At 53.2% G+C, this 25,465-nt stretch carries 27 protein-coding genes; 2 read left to right on the top strand and 25 right to left on the bottom strand.

Going from position 1 to position 25,465, the window contains the following annotated elements:
• Positions 1 to 4: 4 nt before the first annotated feature.
• The 15 genes from floA to gpr all read right to left on the bottom strand — a co-directional run bounded on the left by floA (position 5) and on the right by gpr (position 16,637).
• Positions 5 to 1,009 carry a flotillin-like protein FloA gene (gene floA, locus BN1190_RS09335; protein WP_040286648.1) on the bottom strand — a complete coding sequence of 335 codons (1,005 nt, stop codon included), beginning with the start codon at positions 1,007 to 1,009 and terminating at the stop codon, positions 5 to 7.
• Entirely contained in the window at positions 1,006 to 2,349 is a 1,344-nt protein-coding gene (locus BN1190_RS09340) for an NfeD family protein (RefSeq protein WP_040286649.1), read from the bottom strand. The genes floA and BN1190_RS09340 overlap by 4 nt, the downstream gene beginning before the upstream one ends.
• A 221-nt stretch (positions 2,350 to 2,570) precedes the next feature.
• A complete protein-coding gene (gene rpsU, locus BN1190_RS09345) occupies positions 2,571 to 2,744 on the bottom strand; it encodes a 30S ribosomal protein S21 (RefSeq protein WP_025784794.1) in 174 nt (57 codons plus the stop codon).
• Between the two features lie 100 nt (positions 2,745 to 2,844).
• Positions 2,845 to 3,519 (bottom strand): deoxyribose-phosphate aldolase, encoded by a 675-nt coding sequence (gene deoC, locus BN1190_RS09350; protein ID WP_040286650.1) that lies wholly within the window; start codon positions 3,517 to 3,519, stop codon positions 2,845 to 2,847.
• 95 nt (positions 3,520 to 3,614) lie between these two features.
• Positions 3,615 to 4,958 (bottom strand): tRNA (N(6)-L-threonylcarbamoyladenosine(37)-C(2))-methylthiotransferase MtaB, encoded by a 1,344-nt coding sequence (gene mtaB / locus BN1190_RS09355; protein WP_040286651.1) that lies wholly within the window; start codon positions 4,956 to 4,958, stop codon positions 3,615 to 3,617.
• Between the two features lie 16 nt (positions 4,959 to 4,974).
• Positions 4,975 to 5,715, bottom strand: a complete 741-nt coding sequence (locus BN1190_RS09360; protein WP_040286652.1) for a 16S rRNA (uracil(1498)-N(3))-methyltransferase — start codon at positions 5,713 to 5,715, stop codon at positions 4,975 to 4,977.
• A gap of 2 nt (positions 5,716 to 5,717) precedes the next feature.
• Entirely contained in the window at positions 5,718 to 6,662 is a 945-nt protein-coding gene (prmA, locus tag BN1190_RS09365; RefSeq protein ID WP_040286653.1) for a 50S ribosomal protein L11 methyltransferase, read from the bottom strand.
• A 15-nt stretch (positions 6,663 to 6,677) separates the two neighbouring features.
• Entirely contained in the window at positions 6,678 to 7,811 is a 1,134-nt protein-coding gene (gene dnaJ, locus BN1190_RS09370) for a molecular chaperone DnaJ (protein WP_040286654.1), read from the bottom strand.
• 129 nt (positions 7,812 to 7,940) lie between these two features.
• On the bottom strand, positions 7,941 to 9,770 hold the full coding sequence (gene dnaK / locus BN1190_RS09375) for a molecular chaperone DnaK (RefSeq protein ID WP_040286655.1): 1,830 nt from the start codon (positions 9,768 to 9,770) through the stop codon (positions 7,941 to 7,943).
• 50 nt (positions 9,771 to 9,820) lie between these two features.
• Positions 9,821 to 10,411, bottom strand: a complete 591-nt coding sequence (gene grpE, locus BN1190_RS09380) for a nucleotide exchange factor GrpE (protein WP_040286656.1) — start codon at positions 10,409 to 10,411, stop codon at positions 9,821 to 9,823.
• Positions 10,408 to 11,460, bottom strand: a complete 1,053-nt coding sequence (gene hrcA / locus BN1190_RS09385) for a heat-inducible transcriptional repressor HrcA (protein ID WP_040286657.1) — start codon at positions 11,458 to 11,460, stop codon at positions 10,408 to 10,410. The genes grpE and hrcA overlap by 4 nt, the downstream gene beginning before the upstream one ends.
• A 95-nt stretch (positions 11,461 to 11,555) precedes the next feature.
• Positions 11,556 to 12,689, bottom strand: a complete 1,134-nt coding sequence (gene hemW / locus BN1190_RS09390; RefSeq protein ID WP_040286658.1) for a radical SAM family heme chaperone HemW — start codon at positions 12,687 to 12,689, stop codon at positions 11,556 to 11,558.
• 67 nt (positions 12,690 to 12,756) lie between these two features.
• Positions 12,757 to 14,580 (bottom strand): translation elongation factor 4, encoded by a 1,824-nt coding sequence (gene lepA, locus BN1190_RS09395; RefSeq protein WP_040287254.1) that lies wholly within the window; start codon positions 14,578 to 14,580, stop codon positions 12,757 to 12,759.
• A 161-nt stretch (positions 14,581 to 14,741) separates the two neighbouring features.
• Positions 14,742 to 15,548, bottom strand: a complete 807-nt coding sequence (spoIIP, locus tag BN1190_RS09400; RefSeq protein WP_040286659.1) for a stage II sporulation protein P — start codon at positions 15,546 to 15,548, stop codon at positions 14,742 to 14,744.
• Positions 15,549 to 15,593: 45 nt separating this feature from the next.
• Positions 15,594 to 16,637, bottom strand: a complete 1,044-nt coding sequence (gene gpr, locus BN1190_RS09405) for a GPR endopeptidase (protein WP_040286660.1) — start codon at positions 16,635 to 16,637, stop codon at positions 15,594 to 15,596.
• 190 nt (positions 16,638 to 16,827) lie between these two features.
• Here gpr and rpsT point away from each other — a divergent pair, with 190 nt between their 5' ends.
• Positions 16,828 to 17,079: a 30S ribosomal protein S20 gene (gene rpsT / locus BN1190_RS09410; protein ID WP_040286661.1), complete on the top strand. Its 252-nt coding sequence runs from the start codon at positions 16,828 to 16,830 to the stop codon at positions 17,077 to 17,079.
• Between the two features lie 39 nt (positions 17,080 to 17,118).
• On the opposite strand, the gene holA is transcribed toward rpsT, so the two are convergent.
• Entirely contained in the window at positions 17,119 to 18,129 is a 1,011-nt protein-coding gene (gene holA, locus BN1190_RS09415) for a DNA polymerase III subunit delta (protein WP_040286662.1), read from the bottom strand.
• A gap of 154 nt (positions 18,130 to 18,283) precedes the next feature.
• Here holA and BN1190_RS09420 point away from each other — a divergent pair, with 154 nt between their 5' ends.
• Complete coding sequence (locus tag BN1190_RS09420; RefSeq protein WP_025784809.1) at positions 18,284 to 18,418, top strand: YqzM family protein; 135 nt, start codon at positions 18,284 to 18,286, stop codon at positions 18,416 to 18,418.
• A gap of 33 nt (positions 18,419 to 18,451) precedes the next feature.
• Here the strand turns inward: BN1190_RS09420 and BN1190_RS09425 are convergent, their stop codons facing one another.
• The 9 genes from BN1190_RS09425 to aroE all read right to left on the bottom strand — a co-directional run bounded on the left by BN1190_RS09425 (position 18,452) and on the right by aroE (position 25,459).
• The gene (locus BN1190_RS09425) at positions 18,452 to 20,530 is read right to left on the bottom strand and encodes a DNA internalization-related competence protein ComEC/Rec2 (protein WP_179860771.1); all 2,079 of its coding nucleotides are present in this window, start codon (positions 20,528 to 20,530) and stop codon (positions 18,452 to 18,454) included.
• A 248-nt stretch (positions 20,531 to 20,778) separates the two neighbouring features.
• Entirely contained in the window at positions 20,779 to 21,342 is a 564-nt protein-coding gene (locus BN1190_RS09430) for a ComE operon protein 2 (protein ID WP_040286663.1), read from the bottom strand.
• A gap of 30 nt (positions 21,343 to 21,372) precedes the next feature.
• Positions 21,373 to 21,972, bottom strand: coding sequence for a helix-hairpin-helix domain-containing protein (locus BN1190_RS09435; RefSeq protein WP_179860772.1), 600 nt, complete (start codon positions 21,970 to 21,972; stop codon positions 21,373 to 21,375).
• A gap of 145 nt (positions 21,973 to 22,117) precedes the next feature.
• Positions 22,118 to 22,852 (bottom strand): class I SAM-dependent DNA methyltransferase, encoded by a 735-nt coding sequence (locus BN1190_RS09440; protein WP_040286664.1) that lies wholly within the window; start codon positions 22,850 to 22,852, stop codon positions 22,118 to 22,120.
• Complete coding sequence (rsfS, locus tag BN1190_RS09445) at positions 22,849 to 23,199, bottom strand: ribosome silencing factor (RefSeq protein WP_040286665.1); 351 nt, start codon at positions 23,197 to 23,199, stop codon at positions 22,849 to 22,851. Before rsfS ends, BN1190_RS09440 begins: the two co-directional genes overlap by 4 nt.
• Positions 23,200 to 23,214: 15 nt before the next feature.
• Positions 23,215 to 23,769 (bottom strand): bis(5'-nucleosyl)-tetraphosphatase (symmetrical) YqeK, encoded by a 555-nt coding sequence (gene yqeK, locus BN1190_RS09450; RefSeq protein ID WP_040286666.1) that lies wholly within the window; start codon positions 23,767 to 23,769, stop codon positions 23,215 to 23,217.
• Positions 23,747 to 24,343, bottom strand: a complete 597-nt coding sequence (locus BN1190_RS09455) for a nicotinate-nucleotide adenylyltransferase (RefSeq protein ID WP_040286667.1) — start codon at positions 24,341 to 24,343, stop codon at positions 23,747 to 23,749. The genes yqeK and BN1190_RS09455 overlap by 23 nt, the downstream gene beginning before the upstream one ends.
• Positions 24,340 to 24,630, bottom strand: coding sequence for a ribosome assembly RNA-binding protein YhbY (gene yhbY, locus BN1190_RS09460; RefSeq protein WP_040286668.1), 291 nt, complete (start codon positions 24,628 to 24,630; stop codon positions 24,340 to 24,342). The genes BN1190_RS09455 and yhbY overlap by 4 nt, the downstream gene beginning before the upstream one ends.
• Positions 24,617 to 25,459, bottom strand: a complete 843-nt coding sequence (gene aroE, locus BN1190_RS09465; RefSeq protein WP_040286669.1) for a shikimate dehydrogenase — start codon at positions 25,457 to 25,459, stop codon at positions 24,617 to 24,619. The genes yhbY and aroE overlap by 14 nt, the downstream gene beginning before the upstream one ends.
• Positions 25,460 to 25,465: the final 6 nt, after the last annotated feature.

Here is a 25,465-nt window from a genome sequence, read left to right on the forward strand (position 1 = left end):
CTCATTACGGTTTTTTCGGTTTGTCATCTTTACTTTCAGTGCTGCCGATCTTTCCGATTGAATCCCTCATGCCGGTATCGGCCTGCAGGTTTTTATAGTTCATGTAATCCATGACACCGATATTTCCGCTGCGGAGAGCTTCCGCCATCGCCATCGGCACTTCCGCCTCGGCTTCCACGACTTTCGAGCGCATCTCGACGACTTTCGCACTCATTTCCTGTTCGTTCGCAACAGCCATCGCCCGGCGTTCTTCCGCCTTAGCCTGTGCGATGCTCTTATCCGCCATCGCCTGTTCGGTCTGAAGCTCGGCACCGATGTTTTTGCCAATATCCACATCGGCGATATCGATCGACAGGATTTCGAAAGCAGTCCCTGAATCGAGCCCTTTGGTCAGGACCGTCTGAGAAATCAGGTCAGGATTTTCAAGCACCTTGGCGTGGTCGACCGAGGAACCGATTGTCGAAACGATCCCTTCGCCGACACGCGCAACAATCGTCTCCTCACCCGCACCGCCGACGAGCCGGTCGATGTTTGCACGGACCGTGATACGCGCTTTCGCTTTCACTTCGATACCGTTCATGGCAACACCTGCGATGAATGGCGTTTCGATCACTTTCGGGTTGACCGACATCTGGACCGCTTCGAGAACGTCCCGTCCTGCCAGGTCAATCGCTGCAGCACGCTCGAATGACAGCTCGATGTTCGCACGCTGGGCTGCAATCCGGGCGTTGACGACACGGTCGACGTTCCCGCCTGCAAGGTAATGACTCTCCAGCTGGTTGATGGTCACATCGACACCGGCCTTATGTGCTTTGATGAGCGGGTTGACCACCCGGCTCGGAATAACCCGCCGGAGTCTCATCCCGACTAGTGTGAAAATACTGACCCGTACACCTGCCGCCAGCGCGGAAATCCACAATGCGACTGGGACGAACGTGAAAAATACAGACAGGACGATGATCGCCGCAACGACAATCGCAACAATCCCTACAAGACCGCCATTGATCATGATTCATTTCCCTCCATTTCCTGAAGTTCCCGTACTACGGTGCGGGAGCCTTCAACTTTCACTATCTTAACATGCTTCCCCTTGTCGATGTAGCTTCCCTCTGAAACTACATCGATCCGATCGCCGTCCATGACGATGGCGCCTGACGGCCGGAGAGCCGTGATGGTGACACCTGTTTTGCCGATCCAGTCGATATGGTTCACATTGGACACATATCCGCTTTCCGTATCGGTTGCATCCAGCAGAATCATCTTGTTGAGCAGATGCAGCCGTTTCCCGAAGAATTTCATGATTACCACCATCCCCATAATTGCTACAGCAATTGCGATGAGCACCGAGACTGCCATATACATCGGATTCGCGCCGGCCATTATGATACTTGCGGTGACTGCCACCGCTCCGAGCACGCCTGCGATGCCATGGGGCAGGAACAGCTCGGCAACGATCAGAGCAGCACCGAGCAGGAACAGCAGAAGTGCTTCATATCCTGCCAGTCCGGCGATCAGATGACCGTAGAAGAACAGCAGCAGTGCCGACAGCCCCATTGTCCCCGACACGCCGAAGCCTGGTGAATACAATTCGACGACAAGCCCGAGTCCTGCTATTGACAGGAGGATCGGGACTACGACCGGATTCGTGATGAACCTTGCAAGCTTCTCACTGAACGCCGGTTCCGATGTGATGATATCCGCATTGTCCAGTTTGATTTCCGCCAGCAGGGCATCATAGTCCTTGATTGTGCCTTCACTGTACTTGACGTCCGGCCGGGCGGCTTCCTTATCCGTCAGCGTCAGCAATTCCCCTTTACCGGCCCGGAACTCGCTCAGGTCGATATCAGCATCCGCCATTGCAAGTGCAAACTTCGGATCCCGATTGTGTGATTCGGCAGCGTTTTGCATGTCGGCGGACCATGCACTCTGCGCCTTCACGCCGGCTGCGTTTCCTGACCCGTCGATAACCGCTGCAGCACCGATCTTGGAGCTTGGCGCCATGTAGATCTTATCGGCATGGAGCGCAAGAAACGCCCCCGCGGACATCGCCCGTGTATTGACATAAGCGATGATCGGAAGTTCCGTCTCATCCATCAGTTTTGCGATCTCGCCGGCAGTTTCCGTGAAACCGCCTGGTGTGTTGATATCCAATATGATCGCATCCGCGTCCGATTCGTCAGCTTCCGTGAAAGACCGTTTCAGGAACGCGTACAGCCCTTTCTCGACTTCGCCGTGTACAGGAACTTTGTAAACGGTTTCCTTTTTAGCAGAAGCGTGGATGGAAAACGGCAGCGATACAGCTGAAACAATCAGTGTTAAGAGCAGCAAAATACGAACCCATTTATGCAAATTATCACCTGCTTTCCTGGATGATTGTCTCTTCAGTATACCTGTTATACGGATGAAACTCACGTAAGTTTCATTCTCTTGAAAGTTTTTGCAGAAACAATTCATTTACACAGCCAAACCTTTAAGGAATAAAAAAATAAGCCGGAAAACCACTGAGGGTTTTCCGGCTTACGCGCATTTACTGGTTTAACATTGCCGCAGGCAATCAATATTGGAGTTAATCAGAATTTGCGTTTACGAGCAGCTTCGGATTTCTTCTTCCGCTTAACACTTGGCTTCTCATAAAACTCATGCTTTCTTACGTCCTGAATCGTACCGCTCTTAGATACGGTACGTTTGAAGCGGCGAAGAGCATCTTCAAGTGATTCGTTCTTACGAACAGTTGTTTTAGTCATCTCTTGTCCCTCCCTCCGAACACACTTCGAACATAGCACACTGCTATGTACTTGAAAATTATATCCTATTATTTTAGAACCGTCAATAAAAAACTAGAAATCAGTAATCATTTTCAGATTGGAGTCCCTGCATGATTGCAACTCCAGAACTTGCACCGATACGTGTAGCGCCAGCTTCCTTCATGGCTTTCAGATCATCCAGACTCCGCACACCGCCGGAAGCTTTCACACCCATTTCAGGTCCGACTACCGATCTCATGAGCTTGACGTCTTCCGGAGTCGCTCCCCCCGTTGAAAAGCCGGTGGACGTCTTTACGAAATCAGCGTTCGCCTGCACAGCACATTCACAAGCAGCCCGCTTTTCCTGATCCGACAGAAGTGACGTTTCAATGATGACTTTCACGATTGCCTGATCACCAGCGGCATCCACGACCGCTTCGATGTCTTTGCGGACAGTTTCAGTATCTCCGCTTTTCAGCGCTCCGATATTGATGACCATATCGATTTCGCCGGCTCCATTGCGGATGGCGTCTTTCGTTTCGAACGCTTTCACTTCAGAAGTGGATGCGCCGAGGGGGAAACCGATGACCGTACACGTTTTCACTGCGGAGCCCTCCAGCTCAGCTGCAGCCGTTTTCACCCATGCGGGGTTGATGCAGACAGAGGCGAACCCGTACTTTTTTGCTTCTTGGCACAGTAATGTGACCTGTGATTCCGTTGCATCCGCTTTCAGCAGCGTATGATCGATCATGTTAGCAATAGCAGTCGTTTCCATTTCTATGACCTCCTGAAGGTTGTATGTACCTCTTCCATCTTATCAGAAAGACGGATAAAAAAGAAGCTGCCGTCAATCCGGCAGCTTCTCTGCGATCAGTGAACCAATTCCTTCGTCTCTTCAAGAACCCTGACGAACTGGCCTTCGTTGTAAGGATATCCTGCTTTCAGCAATTTGACGCGGACAATCTTGCCGACCATGGATTCAGCAGCCGGCAGCACCACTTTCAAATAGTTGTCGGTATACCCTTCATACAGACCGCTGTCCGGATCTTCTTTGAATTTCTCTTCAGGGATGACCTCAAGCACGGCACCTTCGAACTCGGCAGCATATTGCTTGGCAAGCTGATCATTCAGTTCAATCAGACGGTGGACACGCTCGTTTTTGACGTTTTCATCGACCTGATCTTCCATCCGGGCAGCCGGCGTACCGGTCCGTTTGGAGTACGGGAATACATGCAGTTCGGAGAACCGGTGATCACGGATGAAATTATATGTTTCCATGAATTCCTCTTCCGTCTCCCCCGGGAATCCGACGATTACGTCCGACGTGATCGCCAAGTGCGGCAGTGCTTCACGCAGGCGGTCGAGACGCTCCGCGAAGAATTCCATCGTATATTTACGGCGCATGCGTTTCAGGACTGTGTCCGAGCCGGATTGGATCGGGATATGCAGGTGTCGTACGATGATTTCCGAATTCTTCAGCACTTCGATAACTTCGTCCGTCAGCTGGCTCGCTTCGATGGAACTGATGCGGAGCCGTTTGAGACCATGGACTTTCGTTTCAAGATCTGTCAGCAGTCTCGCAAGGTTGTAATCTTTCAGGTCTTCCCCGTATCCGCCGGTATGGATGCCGGTCAATACGATTTCGAGATAGCCTGCATCGACAAGCTGCTGTGCCTGCCGGACGACTTCTTCCGGATCCCGGGAGCGCATCAGGCCGCGGGCCCATGGGATGATGCAGAATGTGCAGAAATTGTTGCAGCCTTCCTGGATCTTCAGGGAAGCACGTGTGCGGTCAGTGAATGCAGGAACATCCAGCTCTTCGTACACACGGTTTTTCATGATGTTCCGCACAGCGTTGATCGGCTGGCGCTCGCTGCGGTACTCCTCGATCAGTCCGAGCAGTTTGGTGCGGTCCTGGGTGCCGACAACGATGTCGACTCCGGGGATTGCCATGATTTCAGCAGGGGATGTCTGCGCGTAGCAGCCAGTGACGCAGATGACCGCGTCCGGATTCTGTCGGACAGCCCGACGGATGACCTGACGGCTCTTCTTGTCCCCTGTGTTCGTGACAGTACACGTATTAATCACATAGACGTCGGCGTTCTTCTCGAACTCCGTACGCTCATAGCCGGCTTCTTTAAACAGCTGCCAGATCGCTTCAGTCTCATAGTGGTTCACTTTACAGCCCAATGTATGGAAGGCAACCAATGACATCAGCTGCTCACCTCTTTCATTCGAATTCATAGGACACGGCGGATAGGACATACAAAGGTGCAGTTTCCGTCCGCAGGATGCGGGGCCCGAGTGACATCGGCAGGAAGCCGGACTCTTCAAGCTGTTCCGCCTCATTGCGTGACAGACCGCCTTCCGGCCCGAACAGGACCAGTATCGATTGTCCATGATACACCTTTTGCAGACGCACTGCAATCTTATTTGACATGCCTTCCTTCGCATCCTCCTCGTCCGCAAAGAGGCATACATCAAACTGACCGGCGATGCCGAGTATGTGGCGGAAACTGACTGGTTCACTGATCACGGGCACTTCCGTGCGATGTGACTGCTCTGCTGCTTCTTTCGCGATCTTTTCAAGCCTCGCTGTTTTTTTGCCGCCTTTTTTTTCATCCCATTTGACGATCGAACGCGCAGCCTGGAAAGGGATCATGCCGGCCATTCCGAGCTCTGTCCCTTTCTGGGCGATGAGTTCCAGCTTATCGCCTTTCGGAAGCCCGCATGCCAGCGTCACACGGACCGGCAGCTCACTCTTCTGTGCAGTGCGGCCGGCCGCCTGGACATGGACACCGGCTTCGTCGATATGCGTAATATCGGCGATATGACCGATGCCGTCGTACACACAGCAGATCGTGTTCCCCGGCGACATCCGCATGACACGAGTAATATGCTTCTCGTCTTCGCCAGTGATGACGGCTGCACCTGTTTCATCGAATGGAGCATCCAGAAAATAGCGCTGCATGATTACACCTCTTTTTTACGGGCGATCAATGCGACCCAGTCTTCCATGACGACCGATTCGACCAGTTCGAAGCCCTTTCCGATCAGGTCCTCTTTGACCAGGTCCTTCTTTGCGGAAATGATCCCCGAGACGATGAACAGGCCGCCCGGAGCCAGCAGTTCGTGTGCATCTGCGGAAAAGGTGACAATGACTTCCGCAAGGATGTTGGCGACAATGACATCGGCCTGCTCATTTACAGATTCCAGCAGATCCCCCTGCATGACCTCTATCTTTTCGTCACAATTGTTCAGGGAAATATTCTCTTTCGCTGCAGCGACCGCCACTTCGTCCAGATCCAGCGCCAGTATTTCCTTAGCATCCAGCAGGGCAGCCCCGATCGCCAGCACACCCGAACCTGTTCCTACGTCGATGACATAGTCCTCAGGCTTCACATACTTCTCCAGCGCCTGCAAGCACATGACCGTCGTCGGATGCGTACCTGTCCCGAAAGCCATACCCGGGTCCAATTCGATGATCAGTTCATCCGACTCGACGGGTTCATACGACTCCCACGTCGGTACAATCGTGAAACGGCCTGAAATCTTGACAGGATGATAGTATTTCTTCCAGGCGGTCGCCCAGTCCTCTTCATCCACCTCAGTTGTCGTGATCGCTTTTTTCCCTGTATCGAGGTTGAATTCCTTCAGCTTATCGATCGATTCACTGATTTCCTGCACCGTCTCTTTCAGGAAGCTGTTCGCAGGCAGGTATGCTTTCACGAGCACGCCTTCCGAAGGGTAATCTCCGGGATCAAGATCATAGATTTCACCGAACCGGTCTTCGTGCTCCCGCTCCGGCTCAACGGAATCTTCGATGACGACACCGCTGGCACCTGCTTCGTGGAGAATGTTCGCGACTGCTTCCGTCGCTTCGTTTGTTGTGTGGATTGTAATTTCAGACCATTTCACGTGTACTCAATCCTTTCAGTCGCCTTTGAATGACCGCTTGATTTTATCGAACAGGGAACTTGAGTATTCGCCCGGCGAATCTCCGTCGATCGATGCAAATTCACGCAGCAGTTCCTTCTGTTTCTCTGTCAATTTCTTAGGGGTCACAAGCTTGACGATGATATGCTGATCACCGATTCCGTGGCCGTGGACGTTCTGGATCCCTTTACCTCGGAGGCGGAACGTGGTGCCGGTCTGCGTGCCTGCCGGGATTTTCAAGTTCACTTTCCCGTGGATCGTCGGCACTTCGATTTCGTCACCCAGTGCCGCCTGTGGGAACGTCAGGTTGACTTCCAGGATGACGTCGTCCGCTTCACGGATGAACTTCTCATGCGGGCGTACACGGAACACGATGTACAGGTCTCCTGCCGGACCGCCGTTCACGCCGGCTTCACCCTGGCCTGCCACCCGCAGCTGCTGGCCATCATCGACACCTGCCGGGATGGTGACTTTTATTTTCTTGCGCTTGGTCACGCGGCCTGAACCGTGGCACGTTTCACATTTCTCTGGGATGATCTTGCCCGTTCCTCCGCACACGTTACAGACTTTGCGGTTGACCATCTGTCCGAGCGGTGTGTTCTGGGTGACGGAAATCTGACCGGTTCCACCGCAATTCGTACACGTTTTCGGAGTGGTGCCCTTCTTGGCGCCGCTGCCATGACACGTTTCACAAACTTCCTCACGCGGAATTTCGATCTCGGTCTCTTTTCCGAAGGCCGCCTCCATGAAGTCGACTGTCATCGTATACTGGAGATCGTCTCCCTTGCGCGGTGCATTCGGATCACGCCGTCTGCCGCCGGCACCGCCGAAGAACGAACTGAAAATATCCTCGAACCCGAAACCGTCACCTCCGCCGAAACCGCCGAAGCCGCCCCCTCCGAAGCCCTGGTTCGGATCTGCGTGCCCGTATTGGTCATAGGAAGCCCGCTTGTTTTCGTCACTCAGCACTTCGAAGGCTTCCGTCACTTCCTTGAACTTCTCTTCCGCCCCTGCCTCTTTGTTCAAGTCAGGGTGATACTGCTTGGAAAGCTTGCGGTACGCTTTCCGGATCTCTTCCTTGGTTGCCGACTTCGACACGCCAAGCACTTCGTAATAATCACGTTTGCTCATTGGTCCACACTCCTGAAAACTCATTTAGCGTTGAGTGCATTGTAACACTAAAAGAGGTTGTTTGGGTACAAACGAAAAAGCCAAAGCCGGAATATCGGACTTTGACTTTTCCGTCAATCAAGTATCGGTTCAGTTTTTGTTGTCGTTGTCCACTTCAGAGAAATCGGCGTCAACAACTCCGTCGTCGTCCGAACCCGGCTGGTCTCCGCCTTGTGCGTTCGCTTCGGCTTGTGCCTGCTCATACATTTTCATCGTCATCTGCTGGACGACTTGTTCGAGAGCATCTTTCTTTTCTTTGATGTCTTCCAAGTTGTTTGCCTCAATTGCGGATTTCAGCGCTTCCTTCGCTTCGTCTACGCTTTTGATCTCCTCTTCGGAAACTTTTCCTTCCAGGTCCTTCACGGTTTTTTCAGCCATGAATACGAGCTGGTCCGCTTCGTTACGGAGATCAGCTTCTTCCTTCTGCTTCTTATCCTCTTCCGCGTGTGCTTCGGCATCTTTCACCATGCGGTCGATTTCATCATCAGAAAGGCCTGAGCTCGACTGGATGGTGATGTTCTGTTCTTTTTGAGTGCCCATATCTTTCGCTTTGACGGTTACGATACCGTTCTTGTCGATATCGAACGTCACTTCGATTTGAGGGACTCCGCGTGGTGCCGGCGGGATATCCGTCAATTGGAAACGGCCGAGCGTCTTATTGCCGCTCGCCATGGAGCGCTCTCCCTGAAGGACATGGATGTCCACTGCAGGCTGATTGTCCGCAGCTGTCGAGAATACTTGCGACTTGCTTGTCGGAATAGTCGTATTCCGCTCGATCAGCTTCGTGAAGACACCGCCCATCGTCTCGATGCCGAGCGACAGTGGTGTCACGTCGAGAAGCACGACGTCCTTAACGTCCCCTGTCAGGATCGACCCCTGTACAGCAGCTCCCATCGCAACGACTTCGTCAGGGTTGACGCCCTTGAACGGCTCTTTGCCTGTTTCTTTCTTGATTGCTTCCTGGACGGCCGGGATACGGGTGGATCCGCCGACAAGGATGACGCGGTCCAATTCTGAAGCTGACAGGCCGGCGTCTTTGATGGCCTGGCGTGTCGGAACCATCGAGCGCTCCACGAGGGATGCTGTCAGTTCGTCGAATTTCGCACGGGACAAATTCACTTCCAAGTGTAGCGGTCCGGCCTCCCCTGCTGTGATGAATGGAAGTGAGATCTGGGTCGATGTAACACCCGACAGATCTTTCTTCGCTTTTTCAGCCGCATCTTTCAGGCGCTGCATCGCCATTTTGTCTTTTGACAGATCGATGCCGTTCTCTTTGCGGAATTCCTGGACGAGGTAATCGATGATGATATTGTCGAAGTCATCGCCGCCCAGTTTGTTATCGCCCGCAGTTGCGCGCACTTGGAAGACGCCGTCTCCGAGTTCCAGGATGGATACGTCGAATGTACCGCCGCCAAGGTCATAGACCAGGATTGTCTGGTCTTCTTCCGTTTTGTCAAGACCGTATGCAAGCGCCGCTGCTGTCGGCTCGTTGATGATCCGCTCGACTTCGAGACCGGCAATCGTACCGGCGTCTTTCGTCGCCTGGCGCTGTGCGTCGTTAAAGTAAGCCGGAACTGTGATGACAGCCTTCGTCACTTTCTCGCCGAGATAGTCTTCCGCATAGCCTTTCATGTACTGGAGGATCATTGCTGAGATCTCCTGTGGTGAATACTCCTTGCCGTCGACTTTCTCTTTGTAATCAGAACCCATGTGGCGTTTGACCGACATGACCGTGTTCGGGTTCGTGATGGACTGGCGTTTTGCGACTTCACCGATCTGCCGCTCGCCGTTCTTGAACGCTACGACTGAAGGTGTTGTGCGGTTGCCTTCCGGGTTCGGGATCACTTTCGCTTCTCCGCCTTCGTAAACTGCCACTACTGAGTTCGTTGTTCCTAAGTCGATTCCGATAATTTTGCTCATAGAAAAATTCCTCCTAAAATGTGTTCGTTATAGTAGGTTGTCAGACTCGATTATTCGTTCACTTTCACCATCGCCGGACGGAGTACTCGATCTTTCAGCATATACCCCTTCTGCAGCACTTCAAGCACGATGCCGGATGGCTTCTCCTCATCCGTACCGGTCATGACGGCCTGATGGAAGTTCGGATCGAAGTCGAGACCAGCCGCCTCGATCTCCTGAAGACCTTCGGATTTCAGTGCATCGCCAAGACTGCGGTACACCATCTGCATACCCGTCATCAGACTTTTCGCATCTTCGCTTTCGGCTTGGACGGACAGACCTCTTTCGAAATTATCGAGAACAGGTATGAGGTGCGTCAGTACTTCCTGGGCGCGGTATTTCTGCATCGCCTCTTTGTCCAGGTTCGCCCGCCTGCGGGTGTTATCGAGGTCTGCCAGAATCCGCAGCCGGCGGTTCTCCTCTTCTTCCAGCCTGTTCTCGAGATCTGCAATCCGCCGATCTCTTTCATCCGCCTCTGCACCGTCTGTCTGATCTGCAGTGCCATTTTCAGCGTCAGGCTGCACAGCGTTTTCTTCTTCGGTATCGTTCACCGCACCGCTGCTGTTTTCAACTTCTTCGGAAACTGGTTCTTTTTCTGTCATGGTTTGTTCCTCCTATCCGTTCTTCCATCAATCGTGAGTTTTTCCAATGCCGCCGACAAGTCTTCGCTGAGAATATCGAGCAGCGTGATCACTCTGCCGTAGTCCATCCGTTTCGGACCGATGATGGCAATTGAACCGGTCATGTCGGTACCAACGGCATAGGCGGTGGAGATAACACTGAAATCATCGAGCGTATGCTCCTTGTTTTCGGAACCTATGCGGACTTGGATGCCCGCAAAAGTCTGTTCGAACAGCCGCAGCGGTACGCCCTGTTCGATAGCCTCGAGAAAGGACTTCACTTTTTCTATGTCATTGAACTCCGGCTGTTTCATCATGTTCATCTGACCGCTCAGGAAGAGCCGTTCATCCGTCTTTCCGGCCATGGCGTCCTGTATGGACGAAAGGATTGCTCCTGCATTGCTCACATGGCGCTCGTACAGCTGTTTCGACTCAGCAGCGAGCTTTCTGGGAATGTCCGACAGCGGCGTTCCGACGAGCCGTTCATTCAGAAGATTCACCATCCGTTCAATATCAGATGGTGACAGGCCGTCCGTAATATCGACGACATGATTCTCCACTCTTCCTGTATTGGTCACCATGATGGCGACAGCTTTGTCATCCGACAGCGGCACGATCGAAAAACGTTTTACCTTATGCGCTTTTGTATCCGGCCCGAGCAGAACCGTCGTGTAATCCGTCAGTTCAGACAGGATGGACGCAGAATTTCTTATCAGCACTTCCGCTTCCAGCGCCCTTTCCCGGAATACCGAACGGAGCTGGAGGTTATCCTCCGTCTTAAGCTTTTGGGGAGTCAGCAAGTGGTCGACGTAAAATCGGTATCCCTTCTCAGAAGGGACCCTCCCGGATGACGTATGGGTCTTTTCTAAAAAACCCATTTCTTCCAAGTCTGCCATCTCATTGCGTATCGTGGCCGGACTGAAAGGCGCTTCCTTTTTTTTCGAAAGCTGTCTGGAGCCCACAGGCTGAGCGGATTCGATGAAGTCGTTAACCGTCAGTTGCAAGATAAGCAATTGCCTGTTTGTCAACATGATCATCACTCCTGTTAGCACTCAAGTAGAACGAGTGCTAATACTATATTCAATTTACCAAAATGCGAAAGCAGTGTCAAACGATTGGATCGCTTTTACAAGAGGAATTGCTGGAATGCTTCATTGCCCTTGAAAACTCCGTCCTTTGTCAGACGGACACGGTCTCCCCGGCGTTCCAGAAGGCCCCTGGCGGCCAGATCATCCACCACGCTGCCGTATTTCTCTTCCAAGGGTATACCGAATTTGAGGGCGAACTTGCCGGCGGAGACCCCGTCGAGCTTCCGCAGACCGAGGAACATCTCCTCTTCCATTTTCTCCTGCTGGGTCACTTCATGCTCCTCCAGCCGAGGCAGCCGTCCTTCGTCCACCGCCGCCATATACTTTTTCAGCGGGCCGAGGTTCGCATACCGGACACCGTCCAGGTAACCATGGGCACCCGCACCGACGCCTGCATATTCATCGTTCTCCCAATAGATCATATTATGGACGGACTCATGGCCGGGGATTGCAAAATTGCTGATTTCGTACTGTCCGCGGCCCGCTTGTTCCATCCTGCTGATCAACGACTCGAACATCGCTGTTTCCGCATCCTCCCCGGGAAGCGGCAGCCGCCCTTTGTTCATGAGATTATAGAAGACAGTCTTCGGTTCGATGATGAGCGAATACCCGGAGTAGTGAGGGAGATCGAGAGCGAGTGCCTGATCCAGTGTCGTCTCCCATTGCTTGCGGGTCTGATCCGGCAGTGCGTAGATGAGGTCGATGCTGATGTCATCGAATCCATTCTTACGTGCATCCGCGATGACTTGCACTGCCTGTTCAGGACTGTGGGAGCGGCCGATCCGTTTCAGCAGTGCTGGATCGAACGATTGGACACCAAGACTGAGCCGCTTGATGCCTCCGTTTTTAAGCACGCGCAACTTGTCCGTCGTCAGTTCGTCCGGATTGGCTTCCGTCGAGAACTCCGTCAGACGGGCAGTGTCCACGAATGAGCCGACGATTTCCAGCAGTGTGTCGAGCTGCCCGGCTGTCAGGGCAGTCGGCGTACCGCCGCCGAAAAAGACGGTTTCCACTGTGCTGAAGTCGGCACCTGCCTGTTTCAGTATGGATAGTTCTCCCCGGATCGATTCTAGATAGGCATCGACCGGCTGGTTTTTGACAAAGACCTTATTGAAATCACAATAGTGGCAGATTTGGTGACAGAACGGGATATGGATGTACATACCTCTCATTTGCTGGGTTTCCTCCTGTAAACGCCAAACAGAGGGCATGGAAGCCCCCTGTCTGCGCAGTTCATACTTATTCTTCGTCCATCCGCAATACAGCCATGAAGGCTTCCTGCGGCACTTCGACAGAGCCGACTTGCTTCATTCTCTTTTTGCCTTCTTTTTGTTTCTCGAGCAGTTTCCGTTTCCGTGAGATGTCGCCGCCGTAGCACTTCGCCAGGACGTTCTTCCCCATGGATTTGATCGTCGAACGCGCGATGATCTTCTGGCCGATTGCCGCTTGGACCGGCACTTCGAACTGCTGGCGCGGAATCAGGGATTTCAACTTTTCGACAATCGCTTTCCCGCGTTCGTAAGAGAAGTCCTTGTGGACGATGAAGCTGAGCGCATCCACAGTCTCTCCGTTCAGGAGGATATCCATCTTGGCAAGCTTCGACGTCTTGTATCCCATCAGTTCGTAATCGAGTGATGCGTATCCTTTCGTACTGGACTTCAGCTGATCGAAAAAGTCATAGACGATTTCAGCAAGCGGCAGTTCATATACGATATTGACACGGGAGGCATCCAAATAATCCATCGTCAGGAAATTCCCGCGTTTTTTCTGACACAATTCCATGACCGCCCCTACATAGTCATTCGGAACCATGATGGATGCTTTGACATACGGCTCCTCGACGTACTCGATCTTCTGGGCGTTCGGCATCATGGACGGGTTGTCCACTTTCACTTCGCTGCCGTCCGTCAAGACGACATTGTAGATCACGCTCGGTGCCGTCGTGATGAGATCGATATTGAATTCCCGCTCGATCCGCTCCTGGATGATTTCCATATGGAGGAGGCCGAGGAATCCGCACCGGTATCCGAAGCCGAGTGCCTGGGATGTTTCCGCTTCATACTCCAGGGCGGAGTCGTTCAATTCAAGTTTCTCCAGCGCTTCCCGGAGGTCGTTATATTTGGATGTATCGATCGGATACAGCCCGCAGAAGACCATCGGGTTCATCTTCCGGTAGCCTGCCAGAGGTTTTTCAGCCGGGTTGTCCGCGAGGGTGATCGTATCCCCCACTCGAGTGTCTCCGACCGTCTTGATGGCCGCTGACAGATACCCGACATCGCCGACGGTCAATTCGTCGCGCGGCGAGATTTTCGGAGTGAAGACACCGAGGTCCACCACTTCGAATTCTTTTCCTGTTGCCATCATGCGGATTGTGTCTCCCGGCTTAATGGAACCTTCCATTATACGAATATTAACGATGACCCCTTTGTACTGATCATAGTGGGAGTCGAAAATCAGCGCTTTCAGCGGTGCGTCCGGATCGCCAGATGGTGCAGGCACCTTCTCGACGATCTGTTCCAGGATCTCTCCGATACCGATCCCGGATTTTGCGGATGCATGAACTGCTTCGGATGCATCGATGCCGATGACGTTCTCGATTTCATCCTTGACGCGGTCGGGATCGGCTGCCGGAAGGTCGATTTTATTGATGACTGGCAGGATTTCCAAGTCGTTATCAAGTGCCAGATATACGTTCGCAAGCGTCTGTGCCTCAATTCCCTGCGCGGCATCCACAACCAGTATGGCGCCTTCGCACGCGGCAAGGCTTCGTGACACTTCGTATGTGAAGTCGACATGCCCCGGTGTATCGATCAGGTGGAATGTATACTCTTCGCCATTTTTCGCTTTGTACATCAGCTGCACGGCATTCAGTTTGATGGTGATTCCCCGTTCGCGCTCGAGATCCATGGAGTCGAGTGTCTGGGTTTTCATTTCCCGTGCAGTGATCGTGCCTGTCTGTTCGAGCAGCCTGTCGGCCAAAGTGGATTTCCCGTGGTCGATATGCGCAATGATCGAGAAGTTCCGTATGTTTTTCTGTCTGTCCAGTTTCTGCTGATGATTCATCATAATTTTCACTCCTAATTCGGCTAGTATGAATTATAGCAGAAACCCGGCACCGGTGTTAGACATTTCATCCGGAAGTGAGTAGTCCGCCTGCCCCACGCCAAAAAGACGGCCGCATATCCAGCCGTCTTGTTCGTTACCTGCACACGCAGGACTACTTATCAATCTGCCTGTTCCTCCGTTTGCAGAAGGTTTGCCGCCTCGGCGATCACGGCGATCGTCCTGTTGAGTTCGTCTTCCGTATTGCCGATGCCGCCCAGCTCGATCAGGATGAAGCCAGGATGAAGATCCTGATTGTATTTCCCATCGACCCCCGGTCCGCCTTTCAGCAGGATGTTGCGCGTGATTCCGGGGACGATCGCTTCCATCTGAGCGGCCAGATCCTTTGCTGCCCGGTAATTCTTCTTATACTGGGGATGTTCCTGACCGACGACCATTGCAATCTTTGCATAGCGGTTCTCCTCGTATTCCACGGTTGTCTTCCCTGCGGGCACAGAATCCCTATGGATGTCGAACACAAAATCATATTCTTTGCCTGCCAGTGCTTTTTCCAGATACGGACGTATTGCTTTGTATGATCGGTGATAAGGGATTTTCTGTTTGACCATCTCTTTTTGGATGTCGACAGGCAGGATATCCGCTTCCGCACCCATGGCATCCAGCTGAAGACGGAGCGTTTCACCGAACTTGGTGATGTTTTCTGTTTTATGGGAAACGGCCACTTTCCCATCTGCAGCCTTGGTGATCGGTTCATACGCTTCCTCCGAATGGGTGAAGTGGAGGAGGATCTTTTTCCGGTCTGCAGCTTTCGGCGGTTCAAGTACATTCGATGCATAGACGATGTACGCTTTCTGTTTCAATGCGGCAGGCGCGCTGCCCGGCTGTTTGGCGGGAATCAGCTGGAGCAGGATCGGGAACAGAAAAAGTGCTAATACGGCAAAAGTCCAGATATACAGTGTTTTTTTCAAGAGTCATCCCCCCGTCTCCGGCTACTATATGCCGGAGACGGCGATTCAAGAACTTTTCTTGAACGAATGGATCCAGGAAGCAAGTGCCGAACTGAGTGCAGATGCATACAGCTGCACCCATCCGTCGATCTCCTTCGGGGAGATAAACGTCTTCAGCTGGTGATTCGACAGAACCTCTTCGAACAGCTGGACGCGTTCCTCGTGCGGCCATGATGCCCAGTCACCGAATATCGGAATCAGGGTCTTCCGGTCGGCACCCTTATTCTCATTGTGCAGCCAGGGAGCTACGGACAGCTTGGCGGACGGTTTGCTCTCTTCCTCTATTTTAGCTGCCATGTAGCCGAATAATGTATCGATCGCATCCGCGATGAGTACAGGCCCATCGACGACTGTCGGGATACCGATTGCAATTACAGGCACACCGAGCGTTTCCTGCGATACTTCCTTCCGGCTGTTGCCGACACCCGAACCCGGATGGATGCCTGTATCAGTGATCTGGATGGTCCGGCAAAGCCGGCCGCTGTCACGGGCGGCAAGTGCATCGATAACCACCAGCAGATCCGGGCGGATAACGTCTGCAATCCCTTTGATGAAATCCGCTGTCTCCAGCCCAGTCTGTATCGTGACACCCGGTGCGTACAGGTAGATTTCCGCGCCGGTTTCCTGGTAGTAATCCGGTACAATCGGCTGCAGGCGCTCCATCGTCAGCGGTCCGACTGCGTCAGGTGTCACATCCCGATTTCCGAGACCGACGAACAGCAGCTTGCTGTCGTCTTTCAATGCAAGCGGCTCTGTCAGACTCTTCAGCTGGCGCACCATCTCTTTCGTGAGCTTCGCCAGTCCGCTCTTGTCATCGGCATGCAGCAGCGGATCTGTCAGGGTGATATAGGTCCCTTCCTTTTTCCCGATCCGCTCTTCGCCCTTCTTGTCGATCCGCACTGTTGTCACAAGCATCCTGCCTTTTTTGTCTTCTCGGAACTCGACGCCCCGTGAGTTATCCAGCGTCTCTTTTTCATCTTCAGTTCTATGTCTCACCATCTCTTCGCTTTCGACAACCAGATCCGTACGGTAAAAGTCATGGCTCTCCATATTCATCACCTCATTGTCCATTCTGGACGCGGGACAGTTTTTTTATGCTCTCTCATTTTGTTCAAACATATGCCCTATACTTTTCTTGTTGCATAAACGGCGTCAATTTGATAAGATTACTTTTGTTATAAAGAGATATCCGAGAAATAATGGAAACACTCTTCTTACCTGATTTTTGGAGGTGAATGAAATGCCAAACATTAAAGGTGCCATCAAACGCGTAAAGCAAAGCAACGCTGCGAATGAGCAGAACTCAAGCACAAAAGCTGCAATGCGCTCTGCAGTTCGGAGAGCAGATGCTGCGATCAGCAGCAACGCTGACAACGCTGAGGAACTTAAGCGCGCTGCGATCAAACAATTGGACACTGCTGCCGGTAAAGGCCTTATCCATAAAAACACAGCTGCTCGTCAAAAAGCACGCCTTACAAAAAAAGCTTTGTAATGGTAAAAGCTGTCCGTCAATGACGGGCAGCTTTTTTCGTTATAACGGTTCCATGAAGAACAGTTCCAATACGCGTTCGCGGCTGACGGACGTCGTTTTCAGTTTGAGGTCGACAGCCGCCAGACGGTCGAGCACTTGGAGCAGCCGGTGTTCCGGCGGCATCGAACGGCTCGTCATGACCAGCTTGACCCTGTAGGGGTGCACATTGAGCATACTTGCAATCTGCTGCTGATGATACCCTTTTTTCTTGAGCGTGCCGACGTGGAGCATGAGACGTACCTGTCCCGCGATCAGCGACGTCATCGCGATCGGTTCTTCCCCATTCCGCAGCAGATCATGGTAGACCGCCAACGTCTTCGGACGGCTGCCTGAAATGTAAGCATCCGTCAGACGGAAAATTTCCGTTTCCGACGACCGGGGAACAAGAAGATCGATGACCTCTTCCGTGATTTCTTTTCCTTCATCCAGATAGGAAGCGATTTTTTCAAGTTCCTTCGACAGCTGCATCATATTTTCCCCTGCCGTTCCGATCAGATAATCAGCCGTCTGCCGGTCGATGCTGCGATGCAGCGAACCGGCCTGATGCTGCACCCACACTGTCAGATCACTTCCCGATAACTTATTCGCTTCCACGACCACCGCGTGTTTCTGCATGAGCTTCGTGATCTTTTTGCGGGAATCCAGCTTTTCGTAAGGCGCAGTGAAGATGACGGTCGCTGTAGGCGACGGATGTTCCAGCCATAACGCCAGCCTGTCCAGCGGATGATCGATCTTCTCTTTCCCTTTGTCTTTGGCCTTCAGGAATGACGCATTTTTCGCGACGATCACTTTACGGTCGCCGAAAAATGGCAGCGTATCCGCCTCCTCGATGACGAGGCCGGCAGACTGCTCTTCCAAATCGATATAGGTGACATCCTCCTCCGTGATCCCTTCCAGTCCGCTGATGATTTTGTCCACCGTCTGCTGCAGCAGATAGTGCTCGCTGCCCGTCAGCAGATAGACTGCCTGTCCGGCATTCTTCTCGATTTCTTTCCATGCCGCTGTTACCATGGAACCTCACCTCACTCTGTCATCCATTATACCTCAACTCCGCTGCTGATGAAGAAATTGTGACAAATCGGAACACGATTGTCATATATCCGTTTTCCTGTGGATTTTTGCGGACGGTTGCTCTATACTTGAAGTTGAATCAGGAGGTGTAGCAATGAACGAATTCGAAAAGGACGTTCAGTCCAAACGTAATGATCTTCTTGACTCAGGTGTCGGCTTCATCGTATCTTTCGTAGGTTTCTCTTTAATTTGGGTAATTGCTACGATTGTCGAAGTCGCTGCGCGCTGATCAGACAATAGCAGTATGAAAAGGAAGACCCCGTCAGCCGGGGTCTTCCTTTTTTTTCCTGGTCAATCGGATATCGAGCTGCCCGTCCCGGACCGATATGCCGACAGTCCCATGGTCGGCCGTTACGAAGTATGGAATCTGCTGCTCGTCCAGCCGAGCGGTCACATTCGGATGCGGATGGCCGTACCGGTTGTTCCGGCCGGCTGAAATGACTGCGAGCCGCGGCTGGAGGAATTCCAGGAACTCCGCGGTTGTCGATGTATCACTCCCGTGGTGCCCCGCCTTCAGGACGACACCCCTCCAGTCCATATGGCCATAGCTGCGGATGATCCTATGTTCCCCATCAGTCTCCAGGTCTCCGGTGAACAAGAATCTATGCGTTCCCGTTTCCATCAGCAATACAAGGGAACTGTCATTATGCGTGTACTGATCATCGAACGGCGACAAGTAGGTGAACCGGATGTCTCCGGCGTGCCAGGCATCTCCGGACTGCCTGCTGAGCAGCTCCGTCCGGCGGCGTTCCGCTTCAGCAGCAACCGGGATCATCTGCTCTTCCTGGAGACTGCCGGCAGGCGCATGGACTGCCGCTGTTCTTATGTCCCGCAGCACTTCATCCGCCGCCTCCATATGATCCAGATGCGCATGTGTGATGACCAGCGTATCGATCCGGCTGATCCCTCTGCCTTTCAGGAACGGGACGACAAGCTGGCTGCCGATCTGGAACGGCTTCTCGGGAGTCCGCCAATCGGGGTCACCGTACGGAACATTCCCTCCCGTATCGATGACATACACCGCTTTGCGGTGCGGCAGCTCGATGACGATGCTGTCCCCCTGCCCGACATCCAGGTACGTGACATGCAGTGCAGGATCGAGGTATGGTTTCAGATGGAACAGCAGCATGGGTGCAGCCAGGATCACTATCCCGCTGGATATGCGTCCGGTCCTTTCAATTTTGACGAACCCCAGCATGACAGCCAGCACCATCAGGCCGATCCACCCGCCTGACGGCTGTCCGGCCGTCCACATCTGGTATGGCAGATCTGCCAGCCAGGCAGTGCAGACGGTGAGCAGGGACCTGAGCGGTTCATAGAGCGCAAACAGAGGGAGCGCTGCTGTACCGGATACAAGTGAAACGGCAAGCAGGACGATATTTGCGGGCAGGATGATGACAGAGTAAAGCGGTACATACACCAAGTTGACCACAAATGATGACAGCGACAGCTCATAGAAATGGTACAGCAGGATCGGGGCAAGAGCCGTCTGCGTGATCGCTGTGACACTTGCGGATAAACCGAGGGCGGATGTGCGGCTTTTGAGGAACCGGGCGGAATAGATCAGTGAAAAGGCTGCCCCATAGGACAGCTGGAAACCCGGCTGGAAGAGGATATACGGTTTCAGCAGGAGGAAACCGAGCGCACTGAGCGCAAGCGCATCATCCATCGGCAGGCGGATCTTCCCTGTCAGCGTCAGCAGTATGAGCATCGTCACTGTCACGGCACGCCACACGGACGGCGCGCCTCCTGCCAAAAGTGCATAGCAGGGCAGCAGTACGAGCAGCAGTGAGTCGACTGTTTCAATACGGATAAGCAGGCGCTTTGCCGCTGTCCGGAAAAGGATCGTGAGGAGTCCGACATGAAGACCGGATATCGCAAACAGGTGAGTGATGCCGAGCGTCCGGTACTGTGCCGATACTTCCTCGTCCATGCTGCTCCGGTCGCCGATCAGGAGAGCCTCCGCCTCCGTCCTGAGCGATTCAGGAAAAACCTTCCGGATATGCTGTTTCAGTTTCTGCCGCTGCGCATGCAGCCGTGCCAGTCGGCGTGTATCCCGTTGCCCTGCGATCTTAAGGCTGTCCGCCTTGTACAGCAGGGCGGCGCCATTCATGCGCAAATAGGATGCCATGTCGAAAGCATACTGATGTGCCGGAGCCTCAGGCGGTTCCGCTGAACCGGTCACCGTGATGGCCCTTCCGGCCAAGACATAGTTTTGGAGTATCTGTTTTTCCTGTTCATCCGAAATCGTATACAGCACATAATAGACGATGCCATCCGTTGTTTCAGCGAAACCTTTCAGTCTTGCGCCGTCGATTTTCACTTGTTCTTTGAAGCGCATGATCTCCCTTCCGGTTTCCGCCGCGCCGGAATTGCTGGAAGCACTGCTTACTGATGAATGGTTGTGGAAAAAAGTGAAGGATAGAAACACAAAAAACCCGAACAGCAGGACCGCTGGAAAATCTTTTCTGTGTTTCATGAGAAGGGGGATGAGGGGAAGCTGCAGCCACAGCAGTTCAGCTGAGCCGTACGCAGCAAACACTGATACGGCAGCTGAAATCGTGTAATAGATATAACGGGAAGGACGGATCAGCCGCCAAATAACGATTGGGCTTTCTCAGTGAAACGTCTCAGGTCGTTTTCCGGGATGCCCGCCTGCTCCATTGTCATGAGCATTTCTTCGAACAGCTCCTGTTTCGGTGCTCTTTCAAAATCCAGACTTCCTGCGTCGAATGGTATCCGATGCACATCGATCCCTGCGTGGCGGAACAGTTCGATCGCATACTCATTGTTCCGGTAATCCTGGCCAAAGAACACTTTTGAAATACCGGCCTGGATGATGGCTTTGGAGCATTGCAGACACGGGAAATGTGTCACATACAGCGTGGAGCCCGCCGCCGGGATCCCGAACTTCCCGCATTGCAGTAGGGCATTCATCTCTGCATGGATTGTTCGGATGCAATGATTATCGACAACGTAGCAGCCTTGGTCGATGCAATGATCTCCGCCGGACACAGATCCGTTATAACCGCCTGCGATGATCCGGTTGTCACGTACGATGACTGCGCCGACTGCGAGTCTCGTGCAGGTGCTCCGGACGGCAAGCAGACTGCACTGCGCCATGAAAAACTGTTCCCAGGTGATTCGGTCCATGCTTCCATCTCCCTTCTCTATTGGAATGGTCTACTTCACCGTGATGGCATCCGCCAGTGCATCGAACGTCTTCTGCCCGATTCCTGAAACTTTCATCAGGTCTTCCGCAGTCTGGAAAGTTCCGTTGTCGGTCCTGTAGGCGATGATGGCGGACGCTTTGGCAGGACCGATGCCGTTCAGCGTCATCAGCTCGGTTTCGTCCGCCGTGTTGATGTTGATGAGTGCAGAAGACCCGCTGCCCTGGTCCGTTTCCGATATGCCTGCAGATTCAAACACCGGCATCTCTTCACCTTCTGCCGGAACATAGATCACCATCTGGTCGGCCAGCAGCTGTGCATGATTGAGCAGCCGGCTGTCCGCAGACTCTGCATAGCCGCCTGCTGCTGTGATGGCATCGATGACCCGCTGGCCTTCTTCGAAGGTATAGACATTCGGGTGCAGGACAGCACCCTTGACATCCACCATCACAGGCGGAGGGACAAGGGGTTCTGCATCCTCCGCTGTTTCGGCGGGATCTTCCGGTCTGCCGTCTTCAGGCAGGGCAGCCTGGGGTGTGTTGAAATTATCATTTTGAGGGAGCAGCCCGGTATCCGCCTGTCCTCGGGGAAAGAACAGGATTGCCGAAATCACCGCTGCTATCGCGAGAGGAGTGGTGACTTTCCGCCATTTTCCGAAAAGCAATTCAGAAAACAGAGGCGTCATCCCTTTCTGTATAGCTTGGCTCGCCTTGACGAGCCCCCTCCACTATACCTCATTTCCCTATGAAGAGGAACCGCTATTTTCTCACTTGGAAAAAGACTCTTTCACTTTCCTCTTCCGGCGCTTCCTCTTCCCAATCCGCAAAGATGCGTTCGATTGAGAAGCCTGCTTTTTCAAGCAGCTCCGCGTACGTCATGATTGGAAATGTCCTCTGATAATGGACTTCGTCGAAACGATCGTATCGTCCGTCATCTCCCTTGACGAAAAATGCAAGTTCCGAATGGACGGAGTGCATTTCCGCGCCGGGCTCGGTTTCCCATATGTATGAAATCCCGGGACTGTCATACGTGAAGGGGCCCTCCGGGAACAGGATGTCCGTCTTGAAGGTCGAGTGGACATCGAACAGCAGGGTCCCGCCGGGTTTCAAGGCTTTGTGGATCCCCTGGAACGTCCTGCTGACATCGTGCTCGCTTTCCAGGTAGTTCAGTGAATCGATCGGAATGATCGCCGCGTCGAAATCCGTACCGGCATCCAGATCCTGCATCGCCTGATGGAGGAAGACTGCTGAAAGCCGCCTGTCTTCCAACCGTCTCCTGGCAATATCGAGCATTTCTTCGGACAGGTCGATCCCGGTTACATCCGCTCCGCGTTCTGCCAGCAGGACGGAGAGAATCCCAGTGCCGCAAGCGACATCCAGGATTTTCTTGTTACCAATAGGGCCCACTGCCGTTTCCAGAAGACTGATGTACGCTCCATAAGGGATGTCTGACATCAGTTCATCGTAGACGGATGCAAATCGTGCATACATCATCGGGCAGAGTCTTCTGCCACTTCGATCGACGGGGCATCTCCCCATAGTTTTTCAAGGTTATAGAATCCGCGCTCATCCTTATGGAAGACATGCGCAATAACGTCACCCAGGTCGACGAGAACCCATCTGCCGGCATCCATGCCCTCGATCCGTTTAACATCATGACCGCCTTCGGATGCTTTGTCCGCAATCTCGCGGGCGATCGCCTGTACTTGGCGCTCGGAATTCGCGTGGCAGATGACGAAGAAATCAGCCACAAGGGAGACACCTTCCATATTCAATACGACAATATCTTCAGCCCGTTTATCATCCGCAGCTTTGAAAGTTGTTTCAAGTAGTGTTGGCATTCTGTCACTTTCCTTTCATTTTACAAAGTAATTATAGCACCTGATGGAGTCGGGATGCACGGGCACACGCTTGCTGATGAGGTGCTCCACGGAATGGATGATGCATTCCTTCATGGCGTCACGGACCGGCCCTTCCGCCTTCAGGCGAAGTCCGTCCGCACCTGGGAAATCCCTTGCAGGCTCTGTCATATCCGCTACGTAGATGACCATCTCGAGCGGTGACATGTCAGGTCTTCCTGTCGTGTGGAACCGGATGGCATTCAGGATGTCACTGTCCGCGATGCCGAACTGCTCTTCGGCAATGATCGCTCCAGCAGGGGCATGCCACAGTTCTTTATTATAACCGAGCACTTCCCCGCCGGCTCCGTGCGAGACAAGCAGGTCCTGCAGCGACTCTGCATCCATGTTTTTTGCAATATCATGGAAGAGCGCTGCCGCCTCCGCTTTTTCCACAGGTACTCCATTCAGCATGGCCAGCGCTTTTGCCGTTTCCGTAACACGGAGGACGTGCTGGAAACGCTGTATGGACAACCTGCTCTTCAATTCCTCAATCAGCTGTGCGGGCTCCATATAGACCCTCCTTCCGGATATACTCATCGACCTTCCGCGGGACAAGATAGGCTGTCGACCTCCCGATTCTGTACTTCATGCGCAGCATTGTCGAGGAGACCTCGACGAGCGGCGTTTCGACGAGGTCGACAGGATAGCGGGTCTGGCTGCTGGTACCGGGACGCCGGACACCGACAAACCGGACAAGTCCGAGCAACCGGTCAATTTCGTGCCATGTATGAAGGGAATCGATCATATCTCCGCCGATGATGAAGCAGAAATCCACGTCGGGTTCAGCCGCTGTGAGCCGCTCCATCGTATCGACTGTATAGGAGACGCCGCCTGCGCGCACTTCTGCATCACATACGGCAAGCTTCGCATTCCCCTGCACGGCAAGCTCGCACATCGCGAGACGCTGTTCGGGCGTCGCCGTGTCTGTCATGACTTTATGGGGAGGGATTGCAGTCGGCATCAGCCGCACTTCGTCGAGGGAGAGTGCATCGCAGATCCCGTCCGCCATAATGAGATGGCCGATATGCGGCGGATTGAATGTCCCGCCAAGAATTCCGACTTTCTTCCTAACGGTGTCCTTCATGGAAGAACGATCTTCTTTTTCTCTTTCGATTCCTTATAGAGCACGATTGTCTTGCCGATCACCTGGACGACGTCGATTCCTTCCTGCTCACTGAGGATTTCTGCAACCTCATCTTTGTCCTGTTCGCAGTTCTGGAGGACGGATACTTTGATGAGTTCCCTCGCCTCCAGCGCCTCTTCGATCTGCTTGATGATTGGATCGGTCAAGCCGCTTTTCCCGATCTGGAAAATCGGCTGTAAATGATGTGCTTCGCTGCGCAGAAAGCTTTTCTGTTTACTTGTTAACATGGTCTTCCTCCAATAATTGAGTTAGTCGCCGGATCATGCTGGCTGTATCCGGTTTTATGCCCGTCCATTTCTCGAACGCAAGTGCGCCTTGATGGACGAACATACCGATTCCGTTCGCTGTAACAGCACCGCGCTTTGCGGCCTCCGCGAGAAACTCCGTTTCCAGCGGATTGTAGATAATATCGATGACTGCTGTGCGGGGCTGCAGTCCTTCGAGAGCGAGGGGTGTTCCCTCTTCCGCGAACGACATGCCGACTGTTGTTGTCTGGATGATGATGCCGAAGCGGCCGAGCTTCCCGGAGATGTCTTCGAGGGAGACTGGCGATGCCTGTTTCAGCAACCCGCTTACGCCGGCCGCCCGTTCAACAGTCCGGTTCGCAACGGTGATCGGTCCATAGCCATTTTGTTCAAGCGCCAGCGCAATGCCCCGGGCGGCGCCGCCCGCGCCGATCAGCAGGATTTCATCGGTTTTACGATCGCTGCCGAATGTTTCTTCAAGCGCCCGCACAAATCCTTCACCATCTGTGTTGAAGCCGGCAAGTTCGCCATCCGGACCGACCGAGACGGTATTGACGGCGCCCATCTGCTCTGCGAGGCTGTCGATATGCCCGAGAGTCGGCAGAACGCTGCTTTTATGGGGTACGGTTACATTCCAGCCGCTGCAGCCGAGAAACTGGAGGCTCCGGATCCCTTCAGCGATCTGTCCGCGCGGAACCGCAATCGGGATGTAGGCGGCATCGATGCCGTTTTCCCGGAACCATTCCTCATGCATGAATGGCGAAAGCGACTGCGCAACAGGATCTCCGATAACTGCGAACCATTTCTTCATCAAGAT

Source organism: Sporosarcina koreensis (assembly GCF_000826145.2).
Taxonomy (GTDB): domain Bacteria; phylum Bacillota; class Bacilli; order Bacillales_A; family Planococcaceae; genus Sporosarcina; species Sporosarcina trichiuri.